Below are 24,605 nucleotides of genomic sequence, written 5' to 3' on the forward strand. Positions count from 1 at the left end.
TCTCCGATAGAGTGTCGTAATTACGACCAAGGGTTCAAAATGATTTTCGGCATCGCCACTTTGCCTGCACGAATGTCAGCAAAAGCGCTTGGGCCGTCTGCTAAGGGCCGAATTTGTGTCCAGTCCAACGGACCAAGTCGCCCGTCGAAAAGCGCTGCAGCCGCATCGCGGAAATCAGCAGCCGTATATGTGTATGTGCCGATAAATGTAATCTCTTGCAAAGTGGCGCGGCGCACGTCGAAGCCAGGCTCATCATCACCCAAGCCCACATGCGCGATAATGCCACCAGGTTGCAAAAGCCTGGATGCAGAGGCACGTGTTACTCCAAAGCCAACCGCGTCGATCGCGATGGGAAAACTTTGATCAGTTGCGGCAACCGCAGTCTGACCCGCTTGTTCACACAAGAAAGCGCATCTAGCGGGATCAGGTTCAACGATTGTCACGTCGTCCAAGCCCATCGCTTTCAGTGCGAGGGACGCCGCCAATCCAATGGCCCCACCGCCGATCACTAATGCGCGTTTTTCCATCGCAGGATGCAGCGCCTGAAGCGCCAGTCGGGCAGCATGCCAGCTAACAGCCAAGGGTTCCGCCAATGCCGCCTTTTCCAGTGACACATGATCTGGCACCTCCACCAGATTAGACAGTGGCATCACCAAATATTGCGCAAAGGCACCTTCGCGTGGGGCCATGGAAATGATCTGACGATCTGGACACAAGTTTTCGCGGCCTGCTTTGCAAGCAAGGCATTCGCCGCAAGTCACCAGCGGATTTATAGTGACGCGCATGCCGTCATGTGTGCCGCCTTTGATCGTCCCAGCAGCCTCGTGTCCCAAAATAAGCGGTGCAGGACGACGTGCATCGTGGCCGAGATAAGCGTGCATATCGGATCCGCAAATCCCAACGGCCTCAACTTTGATCAAATGCTCTCCGGCTTGCGGAATGGGATCTAATACATCCGTGAAACTGAGTGTTTCAACACCCTGATAAACAAGCGCTTTCATTTTGCGGTGAACCCCCCGTCGACCATAAGAACCTGACCTGTGACGAAGGCTGACGCATCCGAGCACAAGAACAGGATCGGACCGTCCATATCTTCCAGCATGCCATTGCGACCCACGCAGGTTTGCGCAGCATTGCGGTCGGCACGTGCCGGATCGTCAAACACCGCTGCCGTCAGTTCCGTCGGGAAGAACCCGGGTCCTATGGCATTTGCCGTGATCCCGTAGGGGGACCACGCTTCGGCCATGGCGCGGGTCAATTGGCTGATAGCACCTTTACTGGCACCGTAGGCAATCCCACCGGGAAAAGCCCGTGTGCTTTGCAACGACGCAAAATTCACAATGCGCCCCCAACCTTTGGCTTGCATTGCAGGCATAAAAGCCTGCGACACAAAGAAGGGCGCATTCAGGTTCAGCGCAATGGTTTGATCCCATCCGTCAGGCGTCACGTCATCTGCCGCTTCCCGCGTATTGACGCCAGCAGCATGAACCAGAATATCAGGTGCCCCGAATGGGGCGGACACATCGCGAACCAGTTGCGCCAAGCAATTTCGATCCGCCACATCGGCCACGACTCGCGCAGCGCTTGGGCCAATTTCAGCACAGAGGCTGTCCAAAGCCTCTGCACGTCTTGCAATCCCCACAACCGATGCTCCAGCCGCGGCCAGCGTGATCGTAGCGCGCCGTCCAAGGCCGGAACTGGCGCCGGTAATGCAGGCCACTTTGCCAGACAAATCAAAAAGGGGGGCGGTGTAGGCCACGCGCTTAAACTTCAGCTGTCAGGTCAAAGTTTTCGCCGGGGAAGTATTTGGCGAGGCGCACATCTGCAGCGCGCGCGTGCCCTTCCATCCCCTCTAGCCGTGAGATACGGGCCGTTGCAATCGCTACATCCTTGGAGGCTTCCTGCGTTGCGCGCTGCCATGTGACGATCTTCATGTACTTGTGCACCGACAGACCACCCGTGTAACCTGCCGCACCAGAGGTCGGCAGCACGTGGTTTGTGCCCGACGCTTTGTCCCCGTAAGACACCGTGGTTTCTTCACCTAAGAACAACGACCCGTAGCAGCTCAGGTTTTGCAGCCACCAATCGAGGTCTTCGGCCATCACGGTCAAATGCTCCGGTGCGTATTCGTCGCTGCATTTTGCCATATCAACACGGTCGGCACACACGATGACTTCCGCATAATCGCGCCATGCAGCAAAGGCGTTGTCGCGGTTTAGCTGTGGCAAGTCTTCGATCAACGCGGGCACACGCGCCATGACATCTTCAGCCAATGCACGGTCGTCCGTGACCAGCCAAACTGGAGAATTGTATCCATGTTCGGCTTGGCTGACCAAGTCGGTTGCAACGATGTGCGGATCGGCACCTTTATCGGCAAGGATCAAGCTGTCTGTGGGACCAGCAATCATGTCGATGCCGACGCTGCCGAACAGAATGCGTTTGGCTTCAGCCACAAATTGGTTGCCCGGACCGACAAGAATATTTGCCTTGGGTAACCCAAACAAGCCATAGGTCATTGCGGCCACGCCCTGCACGCCGCCCATAGCCAAAATCTTGTCTGCGCCGCAGATGTGCGCGGCATAGATAATGGCGGGGGCCACACCTACGCCAGGGCGCGGTGGTGAACAGGCGGTGATGTGCTTACACCCCGCAACTTTTGCTGTGGTAACGGTCATGATTGCGCTTGCGATGTGGCTATAGCGCCCGCCAGGCACATAGCAGCCTGCGGCATCAACAGGGATCGCTTTTTGGCCCGCCACATACCCCGGGCTAATCTCCATCTCCACATCCGCGACGGTACTTTTCTGCAGCTCGGCAAAGCGTTTGACGTTGTCATGCGCAAACTGGATATCGGCCTTCAGCTTTTCAGGCACCAAAGCGCTGGCAGCCTCGATTTCGGCGTTGGTCAACATCACGTTGCCTTCATATTGATCGAATTTAGCGGCATATTCCATGGCCTTAGCGTCGCCGCCTGCTTTTATATCATCCAGAATCGAAACAACCCTATCGTGGACGTCAGATGCGCCAGACGCCGATGTAAGCGTCGCTTTCTTGAGATATTCACGTGTCATTTTTATGTGTCCTACTTATAGATATCTGGAAGTAAAGTTGTCGAAACGGCAGGCACGTAAGCGATAAACAAGACCACGACAAACATGCACAATACAAAGGGCACCGCGCGCACGGCGATCTTTAGGATCGATTCACCTGTTATACCTGAGACAACAAAGAGATTGAGGCCGAGCGGTGGAGTGATGAAACCCACCCCAAGCGCAGTGATCATCATGATGCAAAACTGGATTTCGTTCATGCCAATGTTTTCGGCCAATGGTTGAAGGATAGGTGCCAAGATCACGATGTTGGGTGTCGTTTCCATTACACAGCCAGCGGCGATCAGGATACCGATCATCAACAGGATCAGGATCCAAGGCTCAGTAGTAAGGCTAGTTGCAGAAGTGACAAAGCCTTGCGGGACGCCCATAATTGCCAAGGCCTCAGCTAGCGGTGCGGAAAAGGCTATGATCGGAAGGATCACACCGTTGACCTTGGCAGAGCTGACCAGCATCGCGGGAAAGTCCGCAAAGCTCAGCGTCCTAAGTAGAAAACCCATCAAAATTGTAACCACGACGGCTGTTGCACCGGCTTCGGTCGGGGTCAGGCGGCCCGAGAAAATCCCATAAAAAATGATACCGGGCACGATGAACGCATACCAGCCAGATTGTAGCGAACGGCCCAGATTGCCAAGCCATTCCATAATCGTCAGATTGCCGCCGCCCTCATAAGCGTAGATCCGGTTCACAACGAGGTTGGTTATCAAGATCGCGAACAGGATACAGAGGCCGGGGATCAAGGCCGCGAGGAACAAAGTTGATGCGGACACACCCAGTACAAGGCCGATGATGATGTAAGCAATCGAGGGCGGAATAAGAATACCAGTACATGCGCCCGCGGCCACCAAAGCGCAGGCATAGGGGCGTGGATAACCGGCCTCGACCAGACGCGCGATCGTCATGCGACCCACCGCAGCTGCACCCGCCGCGTCAGAGCCCGAAATCGCCGCAAACATACCACAAACCAGCACGGTAGCGGAGCCGAAACCGCCTTTGGTAAAACAGGTCAGGGCTTCAGCAACATCTAGAAACTTACGACTCAGCCCCGTGCGAACTAACACGTCGCCGGTCAGGATAAACAGCGGGATCGCTGTCAGTGCAAAGGCGTCAATGCCAGTGAATAACCGCTCACCCACTAGGCTGAGCGGCAGATCCCCTGACATGAGCAACATCAAAATAGCAGACGACCCAATTGCCGCCCAAACGGGCACGGCCATGGCGATAAGCGCCACGAACAGGATGACGGGCACATAAAAATCCCAACCAAGCTCAACAGTTTGCGCAACAGTATTCCAGAGCATCGTACCGCTCCTCAATCAAATAGAGTGTCGCCCTCATAGACCGGCTTGCCAGTCTTGAGGGAAATGAAATCGCAGCGAAGCGACTGCAGCAAGCGCCAAATCATCAGGCCAAACCCTGTAGGGACAGCCATAAGAAACCAGACTTTGGAAAGCCGTAAACCGTCCGTGACAGAGCCAAATTTCCAAGACACATGGACAGATTCAAACGACCAATAAAGTGCGATCACCGCCACAATCAGCATTACAACATCGCCGAACATATAAAGTAGCGCTTTGGGTCGTTGACCCAGGTAATGCATAACCACGTCAATGCGAATGTGCGCACGTTCTTTGACGGCGGCGGAGGCTCCAATCCAAGCCAGATAAATGAAGGAGTAACGTACGATTTCCTCGCCCCAGATGGACGAATATGCGAAAATCTCACGGCGCAAGACTTCGACCGCCATAGTAATGACCAGCATGACGTAAAATATCAAAAGCAGCCAGCGTTCCGCGTTTTTATCAAGTCGGCACAGGAATTCCATAATCCGTCCAATCGGTTGCCATGCAAAAACAACGCACATCCGTTGCGCCAACCGTTTTGCATGTCGGAGAGAAAGTGTGCCGGACGCTACGTAAGCGCCCGACACGTTCTAATTACGCGTCGTGTACGTAATATTTGCCCTGGGTCGAGGCAGCTTCTTCCATCTGCGCAAAAGCATCCATGGAACCGGCGAGTTTGACTTTGAACTCGTCCCACTCAGAACGCTGATAACCGCCCGCATCTTTCCACTCAGCTAACTGATCATCGCTAAGGCTGTGGAATTCAACGCCAGCCTTGGCCAGCTCGGCCATGGCATGCGCACGTGCCGATGGCACCTTTGCAAGGTTCTGGTGGCCAGTCATCTCGGAAGCCCACATGATGCCTTCTTGAATGTCCGCAGGCATAGAGTTGAACCATTCGAGGTTGCACGAATACACCTGCGAGTCCGGTACCGCCTGCGTGAAAGTCACATGGGATAGCATGTCCTTGAAGCCGAATACGAACAACGCACCAACTGACGGATCAAGCGCATCTGCTACACCCTGCTGGATCGCTGAAGGTGTTTCACCCCATGCTACCGGAGTCGGGTTAGCACCAACCATACGGTAGTACTGCTGCAGCATAGCGGAGCCTGGCACACGGAACTTTACGCCATCCAGGTCGCCGGGCGTTAAGACAGCTCCTGCGCCACCCTTCCGGACAGCAACAACACGCGGGTCAATATTGACGTAGAACAATGGCTTAAAACCGTTTTTCTCAATTTTTGGTGTAACGTTTGTGTTCCAAAAATCAGAGTTTACTAGGTTAGTGAAACGCTGGTTGGACCCACAAAGATACGGCATATTGATCAGGTCAACAGTTGACGCAAATGGCGCGAAGTTAGACAGTGAGTGCTGAGCTGCTTGGATCGTACCACCCTGGACGGCCTGAACCAATGCACCACCTGCCCCCAACTGACCACCAGGAGCTAACTTTACATAAACCCTGCCGTTGGTCGCGTTCTGGATATTTTCCTTAAGGTCGAGCTGCATAATCGGGTAGCTTCGCGATGCACCCAGGACATAAGCTGTTGCAATTGTCATGGTATACTCAGCAGCGGCCTCGCGCTCACGTTCTTCATTAGCCGATTGCGCTGAAGCCTCGCTCGACCAAAGCGTACCCGCAGCACCTGCGACAAGAGCTGCAGTAAACCCCCCAGTTGATGCAACCTTTAAAAAGTTCCTACGCTCTAGCGACGCAATCTCTTTACGATCTTTATGATCCATTTGGATCTCCTCCCTTTAAACTTGTTCGCTGTCGTCATTCTTCGAACGATCAGCCTCTTTTCTCAGAATAGCGACGACGAAAAGAACCGCCGCAAAAGACAGAACCAGCATTTCTCCAATATCTCCAAGAACGGCAGCATCCGCAAAAGCGCCGAGGGCTACGTTCAAAAAGAAGATCAAGAAAACAATAAGTGCACCAATGAGAAACATGACAATCCTCCTCGCTGCCCAGTCCCACCACCAGTGTAAGCGCTTACAAAAATAAATTGCAAGCGTTTACATATTTTATATTTGAATGTGTTAGCATACATATACCAAGTACTAATGTTGAAAACACTGCGACTAGATGAATACTAAACCATGCATCCCCACTCTAAGCGACGTTGCCAAAGCCGCTGGTGTTTCAACTGCGACTGTATCTCGCTGTTTGAATGAAAACCAAAAAGTCGCCGCAAAAACGGTAGAAATGGTAATGAAAGCAGTCGAAGAGCTCGGCTACACCCCAAATTACCACGCGCGTGCGATGGCCGCGAAGCAGTCTCATACGGTTGGCGCAATCATTCCCACGATGGAGAATGCGATTTTTGCACGCGGCTTACAGGCGTTTCAAGAAACACTTTTTGAACAAAAGTATAATTTGCTTGTGTCCAGCAGCGCCTATCAGCCAAAGAGGGAAGCTCAGCAAATCCGTGAACTGGTGGCGCGTGGTGCTGACGGCCTGCTGCTGATTGGATTCGAACGCGACGAGGCCATTTACGACTTTTTAGCTCAGCGTGATATTCCTGTTGTTCTAGCTTGGGCCTCAAGACAAAACTCAGATCACGCCTATGTCGGCTTTGATAATCGAGCTGCGATGAGAATGTTGACTGACAAAGTAATTGAAATGGGTCATCGGCAAATTGGGATAATTTCAGGAATCACTGAAGGCAATGACCGTGCCGCTGAAAGACTTGCTGGCATCAAAGATAGCTGGCAGGCTCATGGTGGTTCCCTAGACAAACTTGCTATTGTTCAAACACCATATGATACAGAAAACGGTGGCGTTGCCTTAGAACAGCTTGTCCAGGCGACCCCAAGACCCTCAATTATTATTTGTGGAAACGATGTGCTTGCAACAGGTGCAATTTCAAAAGCGCGTGATTTGGGCATTAAAGTTCCAGACGATATTTCAATTACCGGATTTGATGATATCGAACTAGCTAAGCATGTCTCCCCTGCCCTAACTACAGTTCACGTTCCACATCGTCAAATGGGCCACATTGCCGCCAAAAGCCTGATTAACTTAATTGAAAAAAAAGGCGAGAAGGCATTTCACCAGTTGGATGTATTTATCGAGATGCGTGCTTCTTTGAAACGAATTTCGACGCCAGGAGCAAATTAGTAAGCCAGCCAGTAAAACGGCAATAACTAGGTTTATTCATTTTAGGCAAAATCTGTCTCTTTCTCTTATACACACTTCCGTAGACTTGTTGGTGCACCCTGCCGTAGTGTCGCTGTGAGGAGCAGGACATGCGGCAGCTGCGTGATGATACACATCTGATACTAGACGGCGAGGTGCGTGTGTATCGGCGTGAGCGCAGCAAGCGCTGGCAGGCAGCCTTTGTGATTGATGGGCACACGATCCGCATCAGCACTGGCAAACGCGATTTGGCCGAGGCCAAGGAGTATGCCCGCGAGACTTTTCTTGAGTACAAGTTCCGCCACAAGAACGACCTGCCCGTTGTGACCAAGAAGTTTTCTGATGTAGCCAAGCTGGCCATTGCGGATATGCGCAAGCAGCTGGATGCGGGTTTAGGGCGCAAGGTGTTTGCTGATTACATCGTGTGTATTGAGCGCTACCTCATCCCGTTCTTTGGGGCGCAGTTTGTGACCACCATTGATTACGAAAAGATACAGGCATTCTACGAGTGGCGGCGCGAGAAGATGGGCCGTGAGCCAAAGGCTTCTACGCTCAACACGCATAACTCAGCTATGAACCGTGTGTTTGATGAAGCCGTGGCCCGTGGCTTTATTGCCCACAAGAGTGTGCCTTTAATGGTGAACCGTGGGGAGAAGAGTGAGCGGCGTCCTGATTTTACCCGCGAGGAATACCGTACGCTTATTCGTAAGCTGCCCAGCTGGATTGAGGCTGGCAAAGCGGGCAAGCCCACAGACATGCGCCACCTCATGCGGGACTATGTGCTGATCCTAGCCAATACAGGCATGCGGCACGGCACAGAGGCCCTGAACCTCATGTGGAAGCATGTGACCCTGTTTGAGGACGGTGGTCAGCAGTACCTAGAGATGAGCGTGACAGGAAAGACTGGGCGCAGAGACATCATCTGTCGCAGTGGCACGCTGAACTATCTCAAGCGCATACATGAGCGGTCTGAAGACATACGCCACATTCCCTTTGAGGACCTACTCAAGCAGCGCATTGATCTGCCTGTGTTCAGGCTGCCTGATGGAACCGTTAGCAAGAACATACACCAGACATTCCGCAAGTTCGTCACAGACGCAGGGCTTATTACCTGTCCACGTACAGGGCAGAACCGCACTCTCTACAGTCTACGTCACACCTATGCGACATTCGCCCTACTCAACGACGGCATGGATATACACGCACTCGCCGTACAGATGGGCACAAGCATAGGCATGATTGAGCGGCATTACAGTCATCTCACGCCACGCCTTAAGAAGGACATGCTCACCGGCAAGCGGTATGAGCTGAGCAGAGAGGAGTTTGAGGGGACAGGGTAGCCAGGGTTTATGAACTGTGGGCGGAGAGCTGTCATTCGTGGCGGTCTGGGCGGAGGTTTGCACTGCAGACGAAGCAGACTTTGATAAAGAGCTTATGAAAGTCCGCTAATAATTATTGAGCCGCTGAAAATCTATATTCGATCTGTGAAAAGGCATCCTCGCCAAACCCGTAAGCCATGGTCAAACCTGTCGGTCCGGCAGTCACGCCGTGTTCCGCGTTGGCTGGTATGAAAATGGCCGACCCGGGTACGATTTCGACGGCTTGCCCATCCAGCATGACTGTACCCGACCCTGTAAGGCCAAAGTAAAATTCGGGTGGTGTATGGCGATGCAGGTGCAAAACGCCGCCTGCTGCGAAGGTTGCGACACCCAAAACCAAACCGTTCGACTGCGTCTTGTCACCAGAAATCAGTGTTTGCCACGTCACATCGCCAAAGACCGGATCAAATCCTCCTTCAATAGGCTGATCATCCAACGCCGCAACAAAGCCAATTGGATTGTCATTTGCGGCTACGGGAACAGGATTTTGTTCGAGTGCGAAGGTGTCGAGCTGAGACATAGGCATGGGGTGATTTCCTGACCAAACAGTATCTTTGTGGGCTGAGCTTTCTACGACTTGCATGAAAAGTAAAAGCGACTAAAAACATAAATTATAGGCAAAATATTTTGGTGGTAGATGATGTTTGAAAAACAGATCAACCTGACATGGCTGCGCACGTTCGAAGCGGCCTCTCGTCATCTGAACTTCACTGCAGCCGCAGCCGAGTTGGGGCTAACCCAAACTGCCGTAAGCCTTCATGTTCGAACACTGGAGGAGCAATTGGGGAGCCGTCTGTTTCATCGCAAGGCGCGTCACCTCTCTTTGAGTGATATCGGGCAGGCTTATGTTTCGACAATCAGGCAAGCTTTAGCGGATATCGACGCTGCCACCGCCAGCCTTTTTGGGGCAACCCGCAACGAGACAATCACCGTCAAAGCGCCGATCTCTACCTCCGCTCTTTGGCTGGCTCCGCGGCTGCCCAAATTCAAATTGGTCCACCCTGACATCGATATCCGTCTCGTGTCTAACATCTGGACGGACACAACTGGGTTTGATCACGTCGATGTGGAACTGCGTGTGGGTAGGGGCGACTGGACGGATGCTGCGTCTGAACGCTTGTCAGATGATGTGATGGTCCCTATTGGGCCTGTGCATTTGGGTAATGCAACGCTTGATCCTAAACAATTGTTGAACGGCCCGTTTATCCGCATTTTAGGGCAGGAAGCGGACTGGGTGAGGTATTTGGCGGCCCATGATCTGGCGTTACCGACGAGCGCAGACGAACTCTATGTTGATACAATGACAGCGGCGATTGAACTAGTTGCGAATGGCGGCGGGTATGCGGTTGTTCTCAAGCGTCTGGTTGAGATGGCAAATGCCACGGCGGCGCGCGTTTCGATTATTGGAACAGACGTTCCAACGCCAAGCGCACATTACCTCATGCGGCCGAGGTCCAAACGTTCAAAACGATCTGTGGTTTTGGTGTTTGAAAACTGGCTGCAGGAGGAATTTTTGGATACCGAAACTGGCTAAATTGATAGTTAAGAATGCCTCGAAGCAGCCATTCGTCGGTTATGCAGCTTTAGTCAGAGTGTGCTTCTTGTCGCCGTTAGCTTCAACAGGCACCAAAGTCCGCAACAGGCAAAAAGCGCCTACAATAGCTCCACCGCTTGACTCAGCTGCTCAGCGTTCACATCAATATACATCTTGGTGGTGCTTATATGACTATGCCCTGCCAGCTCTGCCGTAGTGTTATGGTGAGGAGTAGCATAGCTTGATATCATCCAACGGTTAGGCGTCCTAAAAACATGAAAGATCTGACTTAATGAAGAGACTTTTCCTTGATGCCGCGGACATTCGTATCCTCAGCGCGCTGCAGCAGCATGGGCAATTGAGCAAAGCCAAGCTTGCTGAGGTTAGTGGCCTTTCTGCGACACCATGCTGGGCACGGCTAGGAAGACTGAAAGCTGGTGGATATATTCGCGGCTATCATGCAGATATTGAATTAGGTCGGTTAGCCGACTTCGCTCAGGTAATCGTCACAGTTTCTTTGAGCCGTCATCGAAAAGCAGATTTTGAACGATTTGAGGCGTTTATCAGCAGTCGGGATGAAATCATAGATTGTATAGCTACTGGCGGTGGCGTTGATTATATCATGAAAGTCATCAGTCCCAGCCTCGCTACATTTCAAGACTTAATGGAAGACTTCCATGCTGAAGATATTGGAATTGACCGTTATATGACACACTTTGCAACTCGACAGGTGAAATCAAGTTTGCCCAACGTTTCAAAATTGGCAAAAGCAAATTCAAAATAGCCAATTCAGCCTAAACAGTCCTGCTATCGACAAAAAATATGCCGGTATGGTCCGAAAATCGTAAAACTTCAGACCACATTCGCCTGACTTCAATACTACATTCTTAAATTGAAAATGGTGGTCGTTGATCATTGAGATCACCGACAATAGCGGGAGAATGTCATGATGCAAAAAGATGATTTTGGTTTTGGTACACAGATCCGGAAGTCACCCTATTTTGACGCCACTGTGCGTTGGGGTGCCAAAGGATTTTCAGTCTATAACCATATGTATATCCCACGTGACTTCGGTGATCCTGAGCAAAACTTCTGGAACCTCGTTAATGAGGCGATCCTCTGTGATGTGGCAGTTGAACGTCAAGTCGAGATTACTGGGCCAGACGCAGCAAAATTCACCCAGATGCTGACTTGCCGTGACCTTTCGAAGATGGCCGTGGGCCAGTGCAAATACATCCTAATCACTAACGCAAATGGGGGCATTCTCAACGACCCTATTTTGCTGCGGCTTGCCGAAAACCACTTCTGGATTTCACTGGCCGACAGCGACATCTTGCTTTGGGCGCAGGGCGTTGCGATACATTCGGGCCTTGATGTCACGATTGGCGAGCCTGATGTGTCACCTTTGCAATTGCAGGGGCCCAAGTCTGGCGAAATCATGCGTGTTCTCTTTGGCGACGATATCATGGACATGCGCTATTATTGGCTGCGCGAGGTCGAGTTGAACGGCATCCCACTAATCGTGTCCCGCACGGGTTGGTCCAGTGAGCTGGGATATGAAATTTATTTGCGTGACGGTTCTAAGGGTGATTTGTTATGGGAGACCATCATGGCTGCGGGTCTAGAGTTTGGCCTCAAGCCCGGGCACACATCCTCTATTCGCCGCATTGAAGGCGGGATGCTGTCCTACCATGCTGACGCCGACATGAGCACCAACCCGTTCGAGCTGGGCTTTGATCGGCTAGTCAATCTGGACATGGAGGCTGATTTCATCGGCAAAGCGGCTTTGCGCCGTATCAAGGAAGAAGGCGTCAGTCGTAAGCAAATCGGCCTGATCATCGACGGTGATCCGCTGACCGGCCCGAACACGACGTTCTGGGAAATCAGTTCTGACGGCGCCCCAATCGGTAAGGTAACATCTGCGGTCTATTCCCCACGTTTGGGACAGAACATCGCGCTGGCTATGGTGGCGGCAGAACACGCCAACATCGGTGCGCAGGTCGAGGTCATCACAAAGTCTGGACCCGTCAGCGCGACTATTTGCGAGCGCCCGTTCTATGACCCGAAAAAGCAAATCGTGGCAGCTTAACGCCCTCCAGCACGAAAGAAGACATACATGTCAGACCTTGCGATCGAGCTGCATTGGCAGCGCGCCAGTCCCGTGTTGCAAACGGATGCTTATTCAAACGAGCACACGGTGCAATACAACGACCACTACGGCTTGCCTGTGGATTCTGCCCCTGATTGGGGCGGAAATCCGGACAACACGAACCCTGAGCAAGCGCTCGCCTCGGCCTTGTCTAGTTGTCATATGATGACCTTTCTGGCGCTTGCGGCAAAAGCGGGCTGGCCCGTGGCCAGCTATCACGATTACGCCGAAGCGCATTTGGGTAAAAACCCCAAAGGCCAGATGTCGGTGACGCGGATTGACCTGCATCCTGTAGTGCGTTTCGACACTGGCTTTTCGGTGGGTGACGATCAGCTCGCACAGATGCAAGACCGGGCTCACCGCTATTGCTTTATTGCAAACACCTTGGCCGACAGTGTCAAGATCAACATTCTTTAGCATCCAAGAGGAATAGTCCCGTGACCACATCTAACATCCTGCTCACCAATCTGGGCAAAAACGGCATATTGCGCCTAACCTTGAACGATGTTGCGCGCCGCAATGCCTTGTCCGAAGCGATGCTTGCAGCATTAGGGGCTGCGTTTGCCGATGCAGGAGCTGATCCACAGGTGAGGATCGTTGTCTTGGCAGCTAATGGCCCGGCATTTTGCGCGGGTCATGACCTCAAGGAGATGACAGCTGGGCGCAGGCACGAGGATGGTGGGAGGGCGTATTTTGCAAATGTCATGGCGATGTGCGCGGGCTTGATGCAAGGCATCGTGAATTGCCCCAAACCCGTGATCGCCGAAGTGACTGGCATTGCGACGGCCGCAGGTTGCCAGTTAGTGGCAAGCTGTGATCTGGCGATTGCTGCGGACACGGCTCAGTTCAGTACACCAGGCGTGCATATCGGGCTGTTTTGCTCTACCCCAATGGTGGCTCTGTCGCGAAATGTAGCTGACAAACACGCGATGGAGATGCTGCTGACAGGCGATATGACATCCGCAGCGCGGGCCGCAGAGATTGGTCTTGTGAACCGTGTTGTAGCCCCCCAAGCGCTACAAGAGGCCACGATGGAAATGGCGTGCAAGATTGCGTCGAAATCCAGCATGACGCTCGCCACGGGCAAACGCGCCTACTACACACAGCGCGAAATGACATTGCATGACGCCTACGACTATGCCTCCAGTGTGATGGTCGATAACATGCTGGCGCAAGACGCGCGTGAAGGCATCAGTGCCTTTATTGAGAAGCGCGCGCCCGAATGGCAAGACGCCTGAACCATGACGACAAACCCCTACAACACCAATCTTGACCGCAATCCTGCAAACCACCAGCCACTGACGCCGCTGACATTTCTGGAACGGGCGGCCTCGGTTTTTCCTGATCACACAGCGATCGTGCATGGCGTATTGCGGCGCAGTTATGGTGCATTCTACGCACGATCGCGTCAGCTGGCTTCCGCTTTGGCACGAGAAGGCGTCGGGCGCGGTGATACAGTATCAGCCTTGCTGGCCAATACGCCTGCGATGTTGGAATGCCATTACGGGGTGCCCATGTGCGGCGGTGTTTTACACTCTGTAAACACCCGCCTCGATGCATCGGTGATCGCGTTTCAACTAGACCATGCGATGTCCAAAATCGTCATCGTCGACCGCGAATTCATGCCCTTGATGCAAGACGCGCTAGCGCTGGCAACGGTGAAACCGCTTGTGATCCAATACGACGATGCCGAATTCACGGCGCCTGCAACTGCGACTGATGCGCAGGATTATGAGGCCTTCTTGTCGACGGGTGATTCCGACTTTGACTGGCTGATGCCGCTGGACGAATGGGACGCCATTTCGATCAACTACACTTCGGGTACAACAGGCGATCCAAAAGGGGTCGTTTCGCACCATCGCGGTGCCTATTTGTTGGCGCAGGGCAATGCGCTGACGACATCGATGGCCAAGCACGCGGTCTACCTCTGGACGCTGCCGATGTTTCATTGCAACGGTTGGTGCTTCCCGTGGACCCTTTCGGCGATAATCGGGACCCATGTCTGTCTGCGTCAGGTGCGGGCAGAACCAATTTGGAGCGCTCTGGCAAATGAAGGTGTCACCCACCTATGCGGCGCGCCCATTGTCATGTCCCTGATCATTTCGGCCCCTGAGGACGAGAAGCGCAATCTCGGCCATGTGGTACAATTCTTCACTGCTGCCGCACCACCACCGGAAAAGCTACTGGCCGATATGAAAGCCGCAGGCTTTGATGTGACGCATTTGTATGGGCTGACAGAAACTTACGGCCCTGCTGTGGTGAATGACTGGCATCAGGACTGGTCAGACCTTCCGCCCGCCGAACAGGCTAAGCTAAAATCCCGTCAAGGCGTGCGCTATCTTCCGCTTGAAGGCCTTAATGTGCTGGACCCAGAAACCATGCTGCCGGTTCCACGCGACGGTAAAACCATGGGTGAAGTAATGTTTCGCGGCAACGTAGTAATGAAGGGCTATTTCCAAAATCCGACAGCCACGCGTGAGGCGTTCGCTGGTGGCTGGTTCCATTCCGGCGATCTGGGCGTGCGTCATCCAGACGGCTATATCCAGCTCAAGGACCGTTCCAAAGACATCATCATTTCAGGCGGCGAAAATATCTCGTCTATCGAGGTGGAAGAGGCCCTCTACCGTCACCCCGCAGTCGAGATCGCCGCCGTGGTTGCTATGCCCCATGAGAAATGGGGCGAAACGCCATGTGCCTTTGTGGAATTGGCTCGAGGCGCAGCAGTGGATGCCGAGACCTTGCGCGCATGGTGCAAAGAGCAGCTGGCAACCTACAAGGTGCCCGGGCAGTTTGTATTCATGCCGATCCCACGGACGTCTACTGGCAAGATCCAGAAATTTATCTTGCGCGAGCAAGCCAGAGATATCGCACAGAAAGCAACTGCAGATAAAACGTTCAAGGCTCGATAGCCGAAACTTGTCTTAAGTTGTCAGGAGGGCAAGCCCTCAAATTCTGTACTTACAAGTTGGGAAGACCTCAAAATCACACCCTCACCGCCACGCAGTTTTTGTTTGGGGCTGGCCTATCGTGCACTAAGCAGCTGCTTGGTTCATCTGTAAGACATATGAGCAGATTGCAGCATCGCTTAAACTGGGCTCGAAGCCAGCGTTCGCGGCAGCATGCCTAAAGGTCGGCTCTGAGCCGAAAGCACTTACAACAGCTCTACTGCCTCACTTAACTGCTCAGCGTTCACATCAATATAACTCTGAGTAGTGGAAATATGACTGTGCCCTGCCAGCTCTGCCAATAGCCGCACCCCTACTCCCTTGTTTGCGAGCCGTGTGATGTACGTGCGTCTTCCCGAATGGCTTGATGCATCCTTGAGCCCCACTGCTTTGTAGATGTCGAGGAACAGCTGGCACATAGTGTTAGCTGAGAAGTGCCCACCCTTTTGGCTCTCGAACAATGCGTGATGCGGCTTGGCTGTGCGGATTGATGCGCTGTACTCGACTAGTGCTTTGCGTAAGCGTTGGTTGAGATACACCGTGCGTGTGTGCCCACCTTTGCTTTGCTCCGCTGTAAGGATGAACTGTGTGCGTACGCTGCCTGCCCCATCAAACACGTTGCCCACTGTGAGTGCTGCGATCTCCTTTGCTCTCAACCCTGCGTAGAAGCTTGTGAGTATGATTGTCTCGTCACGCAGCGGATGACGTCTGCTGCGGCAGTACTGTATCACACGGCGCAACTGCGCATCGTTCAGTGTCTGTGCTTGGCGCATTGCGCTATCTCCTCAAAACCTAAGCATTTGTTAGCTTTGAGCATAAAGTCTGAGATATTGGTCTTCCTACCGGAAAGACGTCTTTCCTGAAGTCTATGTTTTACAATGACTTACGCAATAATCTCATACTATGTATGTTCTATGAGGTTTTGGGCTGTGTGATTGCGCTCAGTACAAGCCTTGCTGCTATGCTCCGCTGTCTACAACACATCCCTCCCAAAACATGGAGACAGCGGAACTTAGCAGCGCATTAGTACTGCGAAGCCAAGAACCTGGCATTTAAATCACGCTGTGCCAAGTTATAATCCAATCAGCGAAGTAGTAGCTGCTCAGGCTCAATTTGAAACTTTCGGCAATTTCAACTACGCAGCGTGTATGACCCTCGACCCAAAGCATAACGACTTAGTGCAGCGCAGCTCTACGATGATCCGCTCAATATTGTACGAAAGCACTGCCACTACTGATTTTCCAAGCGCTGAAGACAAAGATATCATCGATACAGCATTAGCTCATAATGACGAGATGGACGTCTCTGGCTACTTGGTCAGGACAAGATTGAAGTATTATCAGGTGCTCGAAGGAGAGCACGACGTTCTTGAGGACCTATTGGGTATGATCCAACGAGATCGTCGCCACACAAATGTCAAAATACTATCGGACAAGACCACTGACAAACGACTGTTTGCCAAGTGGGGTATGGGATACCATCTTGTAACTGAGCAAGAGCGTGACGTCTTTGTAGGTTGGGCAAAACAAGACGAAGAGTTTGTACAATGCATGATTGATTACATGCGTAAAACAGCTGCGCAGAGCTAACCGACAAAATAAGTTAACTGCATTTGCTCAAGTTCTAAGATCAGAACTCTGCCAACCCTATCGTGTATTATGTGTTTCTAGCTGTCCAAGCTCAGCTTCGCCGAGCTGACTTTCGTTGTTTGTTCAATCGCTCTCGCTCATTCACAAACACCTTCAGTCTTTTGTTTCACATTTGAGTAGATCAAACAGCTTAAGCACTATGATCATATATGAATGGGGTCTCATCCAGATTGTGTAGTCATACCAAGGCTATCCGCAGCCTTGGCATGACGAGACCTCATCCGAGTTGCTCTCGCCTGTCATAAGCGCAACCTTGTTACAGGTAGCTGGGGTTACCCTGTCAGCTTTACGCGCCACCTTTTCGGCAACACACCCAATGCATCCAAAGCTATGACTGACCATGGATACGGGCTGTGGGGTACTCTTACGAGCCTTGTCTCCCACTCCTGCCATCTCTCTTTGCAGACGCTGGATGACACAGCGACGGTTGAACATGCAGCTCGGCTACTGCGCGGCATCCCTAACATCCTCCGCCACAGCGTGACCTGTGTTCGGATCTTCTTGGGGCATCTTACGATGCATAGAGCCTGTTGCCGATCATAAAGACAGCACAACCATTTTAGTCTTCACGTATATTTATCAACGACAGCAAAAAACCGTACAAAACTGGATGCCCTTAAGAACCAGAGAACCAGAGAACCAGAGAACCAGCAAATGCACGGATTTGCTTATTGATGTTATATTCCAGTCTCAGTCACCTTTTTTACTGTCGTATGTGTACTGCCGCATCATTGCTAATCGATCGAACCCACGAGTAGTCATATATTTGCGTACTCCAGCTGTATGAGGTCGCAATTGCAGAGCCTTACGACCAAAAATTGCGCAGAAGTCATGATGCCCACGATTACCTGCTCGAAGTAAACTTTGACGCATTTTTAAAATCACAGGATGATCCTCAAACCGTGCTTCAAGGCTCTCGTAACTGGAAAACCAATCAATGGCGCGATCAAGTCGGTAACCTAGCTTTATTGGGAAGCCTTCAATTGCAAGCAGCGTACAATATTTTGCCCATTTGGCTTCATTTGCGACAAAGCTAGGGTGATCTGCTTTGTAGGTTGAAGGGAGATATTCAAGTTCGCGATACCCACCGTTAAGTTTAGCGCGAAGCAGTTTTGTTATAAGTTCATAAGATAAGTGTCGATAGATCCACATGAAGCTATGTGCGTCACCAGGCGCTAAATTCCATCTCGCAGCAGACCAAAAACTACGTTCCAGAACTGCAAAATATGAATAGCTTAAATCATATTTCGAGCCATGCTCTGCAGCCTGTCCATATTGCAAATAAAACAAGATTGGATCGATATCATAGGCATTTTCGATCACAAGACTTAGACCACAAGTATGCAACAAATCGAACAGTGTGACTTCTTCTTCAGTAAGATGAACAGCATTTGGCACGGTTATGTTTATAACGTTCATCACACCACCGCCTTACTTGCGATTACCGTCTCTTCAATAAGATCGATCAGATCACGGGCACTCCCTTTGAAGCTCTGCAGCATCTGCACAACGTCATTGCGCGTTGGTGTCAGCCCTTCGGCCTCCAGAATGACTTTAGTCCGATCAACCCAATCGAGGTTGCTTGGCGGAGTAAGATCTATCATGCGGAACCGACTAAGCAGCGCACCCATAATTTTGGCCTTATGATTGGTTGTTGCGACAAAGCGAATTAAGTGACGTTTGCTGTCCATGAAGTCTCGGAACACAGGCTGCACAGTACGCAGATCAAACGTATCAATCTCGTTGATTAAGATCAGGGCTTTGTCTGGATTGCCAAACATCTGATGATTGATCTCAGACATGATTACATCGTTGTACGATTTGCCTAGCGTCGCTCCATTGTGCTCCCAATTAATGTGCTGAATGTTGTTATTTGCAAAATAGCTTTGGGCAATCACACGCGCAGCTTCGGTTTTGCCTGCCCCGGGTGGTCCTGCCAGCAACAGCGGCTTTGATGGCGGTTGTGTGCAGTACTGTTGAATGACTGCTGCGTTCAGCGGATCGGCAATTACAAGATCAGCAAAACTGTGCGGTAGGTGTTTGAGGTCAAATGACATTGATGCCTCCATCTATAGAAAATGAGGGGGAAGATGGGGCAGCGTGCATGCTGCCCCACTTGGCGAACTGACAAGAGTTAGCCGTAGGTATGCGCTGCTGGCTTCATCGAATGAACATCACTGCTGGCAGATACTGTGGTTTTGCTGCCCATGCGGATCATTTTGGAGGCAAACTCACGCACATCACGGGCACGTTTGGTTGCCAGATCACCTGCATCCAGCTTTGCGAGGCTTTCTTGTGTGCGCTGATCAAGGTCTTTGCCTGATGAGACCAGCACAGCATCGATGATGCCTGCTTCATTGCAGCCATAGACCACAGTCCCCGTACCGTCGTCATGACAGCGGACTAGAGCCACTGCATAATCTTCTTCATAATCTGTATTGGCTTGAATAAAGCTGGGCAGCTCAAACGTAGACACGCCCACTTGCACTTCTTGAAGGCCTTCGAGCGCAAGCTTGCGGTAGTCTTCTTTGGACATGGTTGTCTTCTTAGTGGCAGTTGGCACCCGGCGCACTTCTTCTAAGCCGCCACATTCTTGCACATAGCTGGTAAAGCTTTGGTCTGGCCCCTTCATGTCATGCGCAATTGCAACCACGCGGGCATAGGCATCTTCACGGCGTCCTTGGCCTGCAAACACATAGCGGATCACTTTGAGCGCCAAACTGGTATTTGCTTGTGATTTGAACTCTAGGTCCGTCAGTAAAGCCGCAAAAGCGCGGCGCTTGCCTACTTCTGCTTTGAGCTCTGCATACATGGCGTACACACCTTCGAGGATTGCATAGAGCTCATCGTTTGATGCGCGCAGTGTACCTTCTTCCCACGTGACACGCGCAGTATGCATTGCCTCTAAACGTTTATGGATATCGGTTTTGATTTGAGATTGAACAGACATGGTTCTTCCTTTCGATTATAGCTTGCAGCCATCTGCACAGCGTTGAGTAAAAGCCCCAATCCCTATGAACAGCGTTCTAAGGAAGCAGAGGGCCACAGCACTTTAATGTCATGCTGAGACTCGTTTAATCGAAGAAGTGCCCTAGGTTTTGACTCCATATTCATCATGATGGAGATGGAGTCGTGGTTGCGGGTACCACCAAGGGCAAAAAGCAGCCACTGATATTTTTGACTGCACCGCCAGACGTAAAGCAGACAGCCGGCTCGAGGTTCCGTGTGCCGCGCAATCTGCCCTATCGTGATGCTCCTACGTATAAATCATCAATTTACTATTGGTGGTGGGCCTTTTTAAAGCGAAACCCTAGATATGCAGACACCTGTGCAAACCAAGGCACAGGTCGATCAGCAAAGCTTTACAAAGATTTTGGCAACATTTTTGAAAGTGACTTCTTAACATGGTGGCGATGCCATCAAGGTCTATTTGCTGAACAAAGCTCAGCTCAAAAATATAAAGCACCCTGCAATCAAGAAGGTAGTATCTGGTATCAAATTGACCCCAGTAGGCCATTCAGCCAAATACACGAAGAGATAAAGGCTCTTCACTTACAAGCCCACGCTATAGTGCCAAAAAAGAAGAGCCTGACCAGCTCAACCGCAAGATACCCTGTGTATGCGAATGTATCAGCACATACTTTGCATCGTATCCTCGCGATCTGGGATTTGCGCACCGGTCATCCCAAAGCATCGGCCTATGAGTTAGGAATAATAGCTGGCTACAAGGCCAACCTAATAACTACGTCCAAGTTTGGAGAAACACGCACACGACGAGCGCTGGACGCTCAAGCTCACAATAAGCGCGTGCGTGTTAGCATTGCCAATCAAGCTAATCGTTATCTACGCATTGCGGCTCGATACATCGAGAATGTCGGGTATGGTGAGTTCCCTAAAGCCGCAAATAGGTAAAAATTAGAACTCGCCAAAAATTCTATGTATCTGTTTTTAATATATAATACACCAAACACTGTGTTTGGAAATGCAGTGTTTGCTATTTCTGCCAAACACTGTGTTTTAAAGTGCAGTGTTAACACTGCATGTCAAAACAGCGTGTTTGCTCTGAACTATGTTGTCTCGTGACTGTCAATGCTGACTTTTTGCAGGGCAGAATTGCTGTGTTTGTGTTGACATGCGTCCAACTGGCTTGCGCCATCTAATACAGGCTATTCTGCAGCCACTGCCACAGGCGCTTTCTTTGTGGTTTTACGTGCAGCGCTTTTGGCCTCAGCCTCTTGGATGATCTTTACAAATCTTGGGTGCACAAAGTCAGGCTCCAGGCCTGCACACATACACACTTCATTAAACTCGCGGGATGGATAATTCCCAACCCACCGTGCTGCAGTGACAAAATCTTTATGTCCTTCATGACTGCGGTTCGCGTCACGGATGTCCCGAAGAACTTGAAACAATACTGCTTGCCATAGCAACTGGTGTGAGGATGAGTCGGACATAGAATTAGTTTAGTCAGAATGCAGCAACTGTCATTCTGATACTTTTGTGCAAAATCAATACTCGTCTGCCAACATGATCGTAAGTACACGTGCGGTGACAGCTGGATCAGTGGGGTCTGGCGATTGCATCTGTAGGTCCACGTCATAGGTATCGATCTTCCAAAAGATAGTCATGTCGCCATGAAGGAACGAGCCAAAGTCGTGTTCTCCATAGGGGTCATTGTCAGGCGTGAAAGCGCTGTACCTGCGCACTTGGTCCAGCACTGATGGTACGTCATCTAATGCCTGCACCCCTTGGGTGATCACAACACGACAGCCTGTGAATGAGCGCCGTGCGTGATCATTAAGTGCAGCTATTTTAGCTGTGATGGCATCAGGCATTTGCCGCAGCTTTGGCAGCCCCTGGCTTTAGGCGTGGTTGGCGTTCGGCCACCTTGGTGATGGCTGTGTCTAGCTCCCCTGCCGCTGCTGCATTGAGCAAGGCATCTAGCACAGCTGCTACGTCTTCTAGAGATTTGACCAGTACAGCATTGTTGGTGCCATCAGCTGCAATCACACGTGCTCCGTATCTGCACTGCACATACCACCCACCGTCTTGCTCAAAGAACCATGGGCGAATGCGGCGGTGGGTTTTGACCATCACACGCTCTCCCATGTCGTTGATCATCCACTTGTGTCGCTCAACGCGGTGATCTTCCTTTTTAAGCGCTGCCGCGTGAACCAGCTTTTGCTCTTTGAGCCCTGCGACCAGTTTATCACGTCGTGCTATGATGGGATCGCGTTTTGCACTGCGATCAACTGTCTTGAATGTGAGCTTTGCTAGATGTGTCATATCCGCTTCTCCCTGTTTGGTTACAGCTAAAGCGTATGTTCAAATGACACGACGGACGACCAAAAAGATAGTCAAGTAACTGATTATATGTGATAATATGAGATTTAGAGGGGTCTGACTTAGGTGTACTAGTAGTCACATGTATCTTCACAGGGTGACATTAAAGCAGCGTACTGCAACCGCCCTACGCCCATAAAAAAAGCGTCTAACGGTTTGCTCCGCTGACGCTGTGTTTAGCTCTTATGTCTCTGTCTGTTTGATCAAGTTCGTTTGAGCCTTTGTTGCTGTTTTGTGTTCGTTTAAACATCCTTGCTGTGTGATCTTCGTCTTACGATGTTAGTTCGAACAACAGCTCGTGAACAAGGATGTGCCAAGGTTTTGAACCTACGACATCACAGTGTTTAAATTGTCTACAGATGCTGTTGATTTGAGGGGCTTAGCCGCGCTCCATCATCTGCAAATCACCGCTTGCCTCATATGCTGCCTGTTGTGTGTGTAATGCCTGTTGTGCCTGCTTTAGCCAGAGTGGGCTGGCCGCCCTTTGAATTCGATGTGCCTTTTGTTCAGCATAGTGCTCGCTCAAGGTCTCGTGTGTAAACGTGCTCAAGTGCTGTGTACTCCAGCTTAGTTCATCAGCGATCGTACTACTGCCCAAGCGCCAATACTCATGCGTGACATAGTTTACTATGGCTCCCCGGTCTTGTGCTGGCATGATCCAGTTCTTTGCCAATGGCGCTGTTTGAGCATGATGCTGCGCCCATACAGCGTTGAGTATGCAGCACATATGTTCGGTGTCTTTGAGTGGTGCCAGCAGTGCAAAGTGTATGTGGTAGTTCTCGTGGTCTGACCCTTCATGCGCAAAGCACCACCGTGGTACCCGCATGTTTTGACGCTCAACTGCTTTACCAAAGAATGTACGATCCACTTTATTCCAATAGCTGCGCAGCAGTTTGTTGGCGCTGTGTCTGCCAATAGTTCTGCCGTTTACAAACTTGAGCGTGCCGAACACGTTCCACTCTTGGCTTAGAAGATATGCGTTTAGCTCCTGTCGTTCGTGTTTGCGCTGGTGATACGTCATGTTTGTCTCCTCGTGTATTTATCTACGAGGCGTCAAAAGCAGACAGAAACGGATGCATGCCTATGTGTTTACGGGCGGGCTCAGTGGCTGCAGGGATATCCGTTCAACGAGATAAATACAGCTGCACATATCCAACTGGAGGCAGCACATGAGCATAAGACTACTAGAGCACTTACGAGACGAATTAATACACACTGGGATTGTCCAGAACACACCCGAGTTTTGCCGCAGCAGGCTTGGGCGCAGTGAGGGCTACATCCGTGTGTTGCGCTACAACCGCATTGAGCCAAGTGTGGAGACACTGGCGATCTGCTCCAACAAGCTGGGGCATTATGCGGCGCGGCTGAATGGCTCGGAGGTTGAACAGCACAAGCAGTGGGCCGCTAGGTTAGTTGGCCTAAAGGCCCTCTGCGATCAGGCCATAGCGCGCCAAGCAGAAGCGGTGTGGCGCGAGCCTGAGAGGATGGGCGCGTGAGCTTTTATCTGAAATGGGTTCTGCAGCCCCAAAAATCTGCGCTGCGGTTTTTTGGCGGGAAGTACTTACAGAAGTTGGCTGGTGATTTTGCATCACCTCATTTTGTACAGGTGGGTGCTGGGCATGGATGACCGCGATGAACTGCGCAGATTAATCGATGTGATTGAGAAAGGCTCTGGCACGGGCAGTCTTAAGCAGGCAGTTGATGACATTAAGACCTTTGCCAATACCGCAAGCTTTCTAGCTAACAAGTTGGACACACGGCTAAAGGGTGGCGACGTCAAAGCAAAGAAGCAGCCAAAGTCACGTATGGGTAAGGCTATTGCAGCTGTGCCAAAGCCAAGTGCGCCTAAGCCCCCTACCCCAGAGCCGCAGCAGTCTGCGTCAGGCATGCCGCAGGCTACCAGTACAGCAACATCACAAGCAGACTACGACAAGCTTAAGCCACAGGGAACGCAGGGGACTGTAGGAGGCTTGTAGTGCAGTGGTATCTAATGCGCTGTGTACGCGGG

Annotated in this window: 28 protein-coding genes; 12 read left to right on the forward strand and 16 right to left on the reverse strand. The window is 51.4% G+C overall.

The genetic code is table 11. The features are described from left to right. Positions 1-20 precede the first annotated feature (20 nt). From OLX08_RS04850 to OLX08_RS04880, 7 genes are all read right to left on the reverse strand, one after another. Complete coding sequence (locus tag OLX08_RS04850; protein ID WP_391482834.1) at positions 21-1,001, reverse strand: alcohol dehydrogenase catalytic domain-containing protein; 981 nt, start codon at positions 999-1,001, stop codon at positions 21-23. Beyond that, positions 998-1,759: an SDR family NAD(P)-dependent oxidoreductase gene (locus OLX08_RS04855; RefSeq protein ID WP_391482836.1), complete on the reverse strand. Its 762-nt coding sequence runs from the start codon at positions 1,757-1,759 to the stop codon at positions 998-1,000. The genes OLX08_RS04850 and OLX08_RS04855 overlap by 4 nt, the downstream gene beginning before the upstream one ends. A 4-nt stretch (positions 1,760-1,763) precedes the next feature. Continuing rightward, positions 1,764-3,071, reverse strand: a complete 1,308-nt coding sequence (gene hisD, locus OLX08_RS04860) for a histidinol dehydrogenase (RefSeq protein ID WP_391482838.1) — start codon at positions 3,069-3,071, stop codon at positions 1,764-1,766. 11 nt (positions 3,072-3,082) lie between these two features. Then, a complete protein-coding gene (locus tag OLX08_RS04865; protein WP_391482840.1) occupies positions 3,083-4,411 on the reverse strand; it encodes a TRAP transporter large permease in 1,329 nt (442 codons plus the stop codon). Positions 4,412-4,422: 11 nt separating this feature from the next. Further along, entirely contained in the window at positions 4,423-4,935 is a 513-nt protein-coding gene (locus tag OLX08_RS04870) for a TRAP transporter small permease (RefSeq protein ID WP_391483171.1), read from the reverse strand. Between the two features lie 112 nt (positions 4,936-5,047). Then, positions 5,048-6,199 (reverse strand): TRAP transporter substrate-binding protein, encoded by a 1,152-nt coding sequence (locus OLX08_RS04875; protein WP_391482841.1) that lies wholly within the window; start codon positions 6,197-6,199, stop codon positions 5,048-5,050. Positions 6,200-6,214: 15 nt separating this feature from the next. Continuing rightward, on the reverse strand, positions 6,215-6,409 hold the full coding sequence (locus OLX08_RS04880; protein ID WP_391482843.1) for a hypothetical protein: 195 nt from the start codon (positions 6,407-6,409) through the stop codon (positions 6,215-6,217). A gap of 136 nt (positions 6,410-6,545) precedes the next feature. Between OLX08_RS04880 and OLX08_RS04885 the strand changes: the two genes are divergently transcribed. Continuing rightward, complete coding sequence (locus tag OLX08_RS04885) at positions 6,546-7,580, forward strand: LacI family DNA-binding transcriptional regulator (protein WP_391482845.1); 1,035 nt, start codon at positions 6,546-6,548, stop codon at positions 7,578-7,580. Positions 7,581-7,708: 128 nt separating this feature from the next. Next, the gene (locus OLX08_RS04890) at positions 7,709-8,938 is read left to right on the forward strand and encodes a tyrosine-type recombinase/integrase (RefSeq protein WP_391482846.1); all 1,230 of its coding nucleotides are present in this window, start codon (positions 7,709-7,711) and stop codon (positions 8,936-8,938) included. 112 nt (positions 8,939-9,050) lie between these two features. Here OLX08_RS04890 and OLX08_RS04895 read toward each other — a convergent pair whose 3' ends face one another. Then, positions 9,051-9,503 (reverse strand): cupin domain-containing protein, encoded by a 453-nt coding sequence (locus OLX08_RS04895; RefSeq protein ID WP_412535668.1) that lies wholly within the window; start codon positions 9,501-9,503, stop codon positions 9,051-9,053. A 111-nt stretch (positions 9,504-9,614) separates the two neighbouring features. Between OLX08_RS04895 and OLX08_RS04900 the strand changes: the two genes are divergently transcribed. The 6 genes from OLX08_RS04900 to OLX08_RS04925 all read left to right on the forward strand — a co-directional run bounded on the left by OLX08_RS04900 (position 9,615) and on the right by OLX08_RS04925 (position 15,569). Beyond that, on the forward strand, positions 9,615-10,511 hold the full coding sequence (locus OLX08_RS04900) for a LysR family transcriptional regulator (protein WP_391482848.1): 897 nt from the start codon (positions 9,615-9,617) through the stop codon (positions 10,509-10,511). A gap of 292 nt (positions 10,512-10,803) precedes the next feature. Continuing rightward, positions 10,804-11,295, forward strand: coding sequence for an Lrp/AsnC family transcriptional regulator (locus OLX08_RS04905; RefSeq protein ID WP_391482849.1), 492 nt, complete (start codon positions 10,804-10,806; stop codon positions 11,293-11,295). 162 nt (positions 11,296-11,457) lie between these two features. Continuing rightward, the gene (locus OLX08_RS04910) at positions 11,458-12,600 is read left to right on the forward strand and encodes a glycine cleavage T C-terminal barrel domain-containing protein (protein ID WP_391482850.1); all 1,143 of its coding nucleotides are present in this window, start codon (positions 11,458-11,460) and stop codon (positions 12,598-12,600) included. Positions 12,601-12,627: 27 nt separating this feature from the next. Continuing rightward, positions 12,628-13,077: an OsmC family protein gene (locus tag OLX08_RS04915; RefSeq protein ID WP_391482852.1), complete on the forward strand. Its 450-nt coding sequence runs from the start codon at positions 12,628-12,630 to the stop codon at positions 13,075-13,077. Positions 13,078-13,097: 20 nt separating this feature from the next. Further along, positions 13,098-13,898, forward strand: a complete 801-nt coding sequence (locus OLX08_RS04920; protein WP_391482854.1) for an enoyl-CoA hydratase — start codon at positions 13,098-13,100, stop codon at positions 13,896-13,898. A 3-nt stretch (positions 13,899-13,901) separates the two neighbouring features. Further along, positions 13,902-15,569 (forward strand): acyl-CoA synthetase, encoded by a 1,668-nt coding sequence (locus OLX08_RS04925; RefSeq protein ID WP_391482855.1) that lies wholly within the window; start codon positions 13,902-13,904, stop codon positions 15,567-15,569. 242 nt (positions 15,570-15,811) lie between these two features. On the opposite strand, the gene OLX08_RS04930 is transcribed toward OLX08_RS04925, so the two are convergent. Next, positions 15,812-16,378 (reverse strand): tyrosine-type recombinase/integrase, encoded by a 567-nt coding sequence (locus tag OLX08_RS04930; protein ID WP_391482856.1) that lies wholly within the window; start codon positions 16,376-16,378, stop codon positions 15,812-15,814. A 375-nt stretch (positions 16,379-16,753) separates the two neighbouring features. Here OLX08_RS04930 and OLX08_RS04935 point away from each other — a divergent pair, with 375 nt between their 5' ends. Continuing rightward, a complete protein-coding gene (locus OLX08_RS04935; protein WP_391482858.1) occupies positions 16,754-17,194 on the forward strand; it encodes a BLUF domain-containing protein in 441 nt (146 codons plus the stop codon). A 750-nt stretch (positions 17,195-17,944) separates the two neighbouring features. Here OLX08_RS04935 and OLX08_RS04940 read toward each other — a convergent pair. The 3 genes from OLX08_RS04940 to OLX08_RS04950 all read right to left on the reverse strand — a co-directional run bounded on the left by OLX08_RS04940 (position 17,945) and on the right by OLX08_RS04950 (position 20,204). Continuing rightward, the gene (locus OLX08_RS04940; RefSeq protein WP_391482859.1) at positions 17,945-18,673 is read right to left on the reverse strand and encodes a hypothetical protein; all 729 of its coding nucleotides are present in this window, start codon (positions 18,671-18,673) and stop codon (positions 17,945-17,947) included. After that, a complete protein-coding gene (locus OLX08_RS04945; protein ID WP_391482860.1) occupies positions 18,673-19,311 on the reverse strand; it encodes an AAA family ATPase in 639 nt (212 codons plus the stop codon). The genes OLX08_RS04940 and OLX08_RS04945 overlap by 1 nt, the downstream gene beginning before the upstream one ends. Positions 19,312-19,388: 77 nt before the next feature. Next, positions 19,389-20,204, reverse strand: coding sequence for a hypothetical protein (locus tag OLX08_RS04950; RefSeq protein WP_391482862.1), 816 nt, complete (start codon positions 20,202-20,204; stop codon positions 19,389-19,391). 182 nt (positions 20,205-20,386) lie between these two features. On the opposite strand from OLX08_RS04950, the gene OLX08_RS04955 reads away from it, so the two are divergent. Further along, entirely contained in the window at positions 20,387-21,166 is a 780-nt protein-coding gene (locus OLX08_RS04955; protein ID WP_391482863.1) for a hypothetical protein, read from the forward strand. A 254-nt stretch (positions 21,167-21,420) separates the two neighbouring features. Here the strand turns inward: OLX08_RS04955 and OLX08_RS04960 are convergent, their stop codons facing one another. The 4 genes from OLX08_RS04960 to OLX08_RS04975 form a co-directional block, all read right to left on the reverse strand. Continuing rightward, positions 21,421-21,708, reverse strand: coding sequence for a hypothetical protein (locus OLX08_RS04960; RefSeq protein ID WP_391482865.1), 288 nt, complete (start codon positions 21,706-21,708; stop codon positions 21,421-21,423). 54 nt (positions 21,709-21,762) lie between these two features. Further along, positions 21,763-22,089 (reverse strand): DUF3768 domain-containing protein, encoded by a 327-nt coding sequence (locus OLX08_RS04965; RefSeq protein WP_391482866.1) that lies wholly within the window; start codon positions 22,087-22,089, stop codon positions 21,763-21,765. Next, positions 22,082-22,540, reverse strand: coding sequence for a hypothetical protein (locus OLX08_RS04970; RefSeq protein WP_391482868.1), 459 nt, complete (start codon positions 22,538-22,540; stop codon positions 22,082-22,084). The genes OLX08_RS04965 and OLX08_RS04970 overlap by 8 nt, the downstream gene beginning before the upstream one ends. A 436-nt stretch (positions 22,541-22,976) precedes the next feature. Further along, a complete protein-coding gene (locus tag OLX08_RS04975; RefSeq protein ID WP_391482871.1) occupies positions 22,977-23,618 on the reverse strand; it encodes a hypothetical protein in 642 nt (213 codons plus the stop codon). 148 nt (positions 23,619-23,766) lie between these two features. Here OLX08_RS04975 and OLX08_RS04980 point away from each other — a divergent pair, with 148 nt between their 5' ends. Together OLX08_RS04980 and OLX08_RS04985 are read left to right on the forward strand one after the other, a co-directional pair. Further along, positions 23,767-24,093, forward strand: a complete 327-nt coding sequence (locus tag OLX08_RS04980; RefSeq protein ID WP_391482872.1) for a DUF6626 family protein — start codon at positions 23,767-23,769, stop codon at positions 24,091-24,093. Between the two features lie 123 nt (positions 24,094-24,216). Continuing rightward, positions 24,217-24,573, forward strand: coding sequence for a hypothetical protein (locus OLX08_RS04985; RefSeq protein ID WP_391482874.1), 357 nt, complete (start codon positions 24,217-24,219; stop codon positions 24,571-24,573). Positions 24,574-24,605: the final 32 nt, after the last annotated feature.

The sequence above is a fragment of the Nereida ignava genome, assembly GCF_047114695.1.
In the GTDB taxonomy this organism is placed as follows: Bacteria; Pseudomonadota; Alphaproteobacteria; order Rhodobacterales; family Rhodobacteraceae; genus Nereida; species Nereida ignava.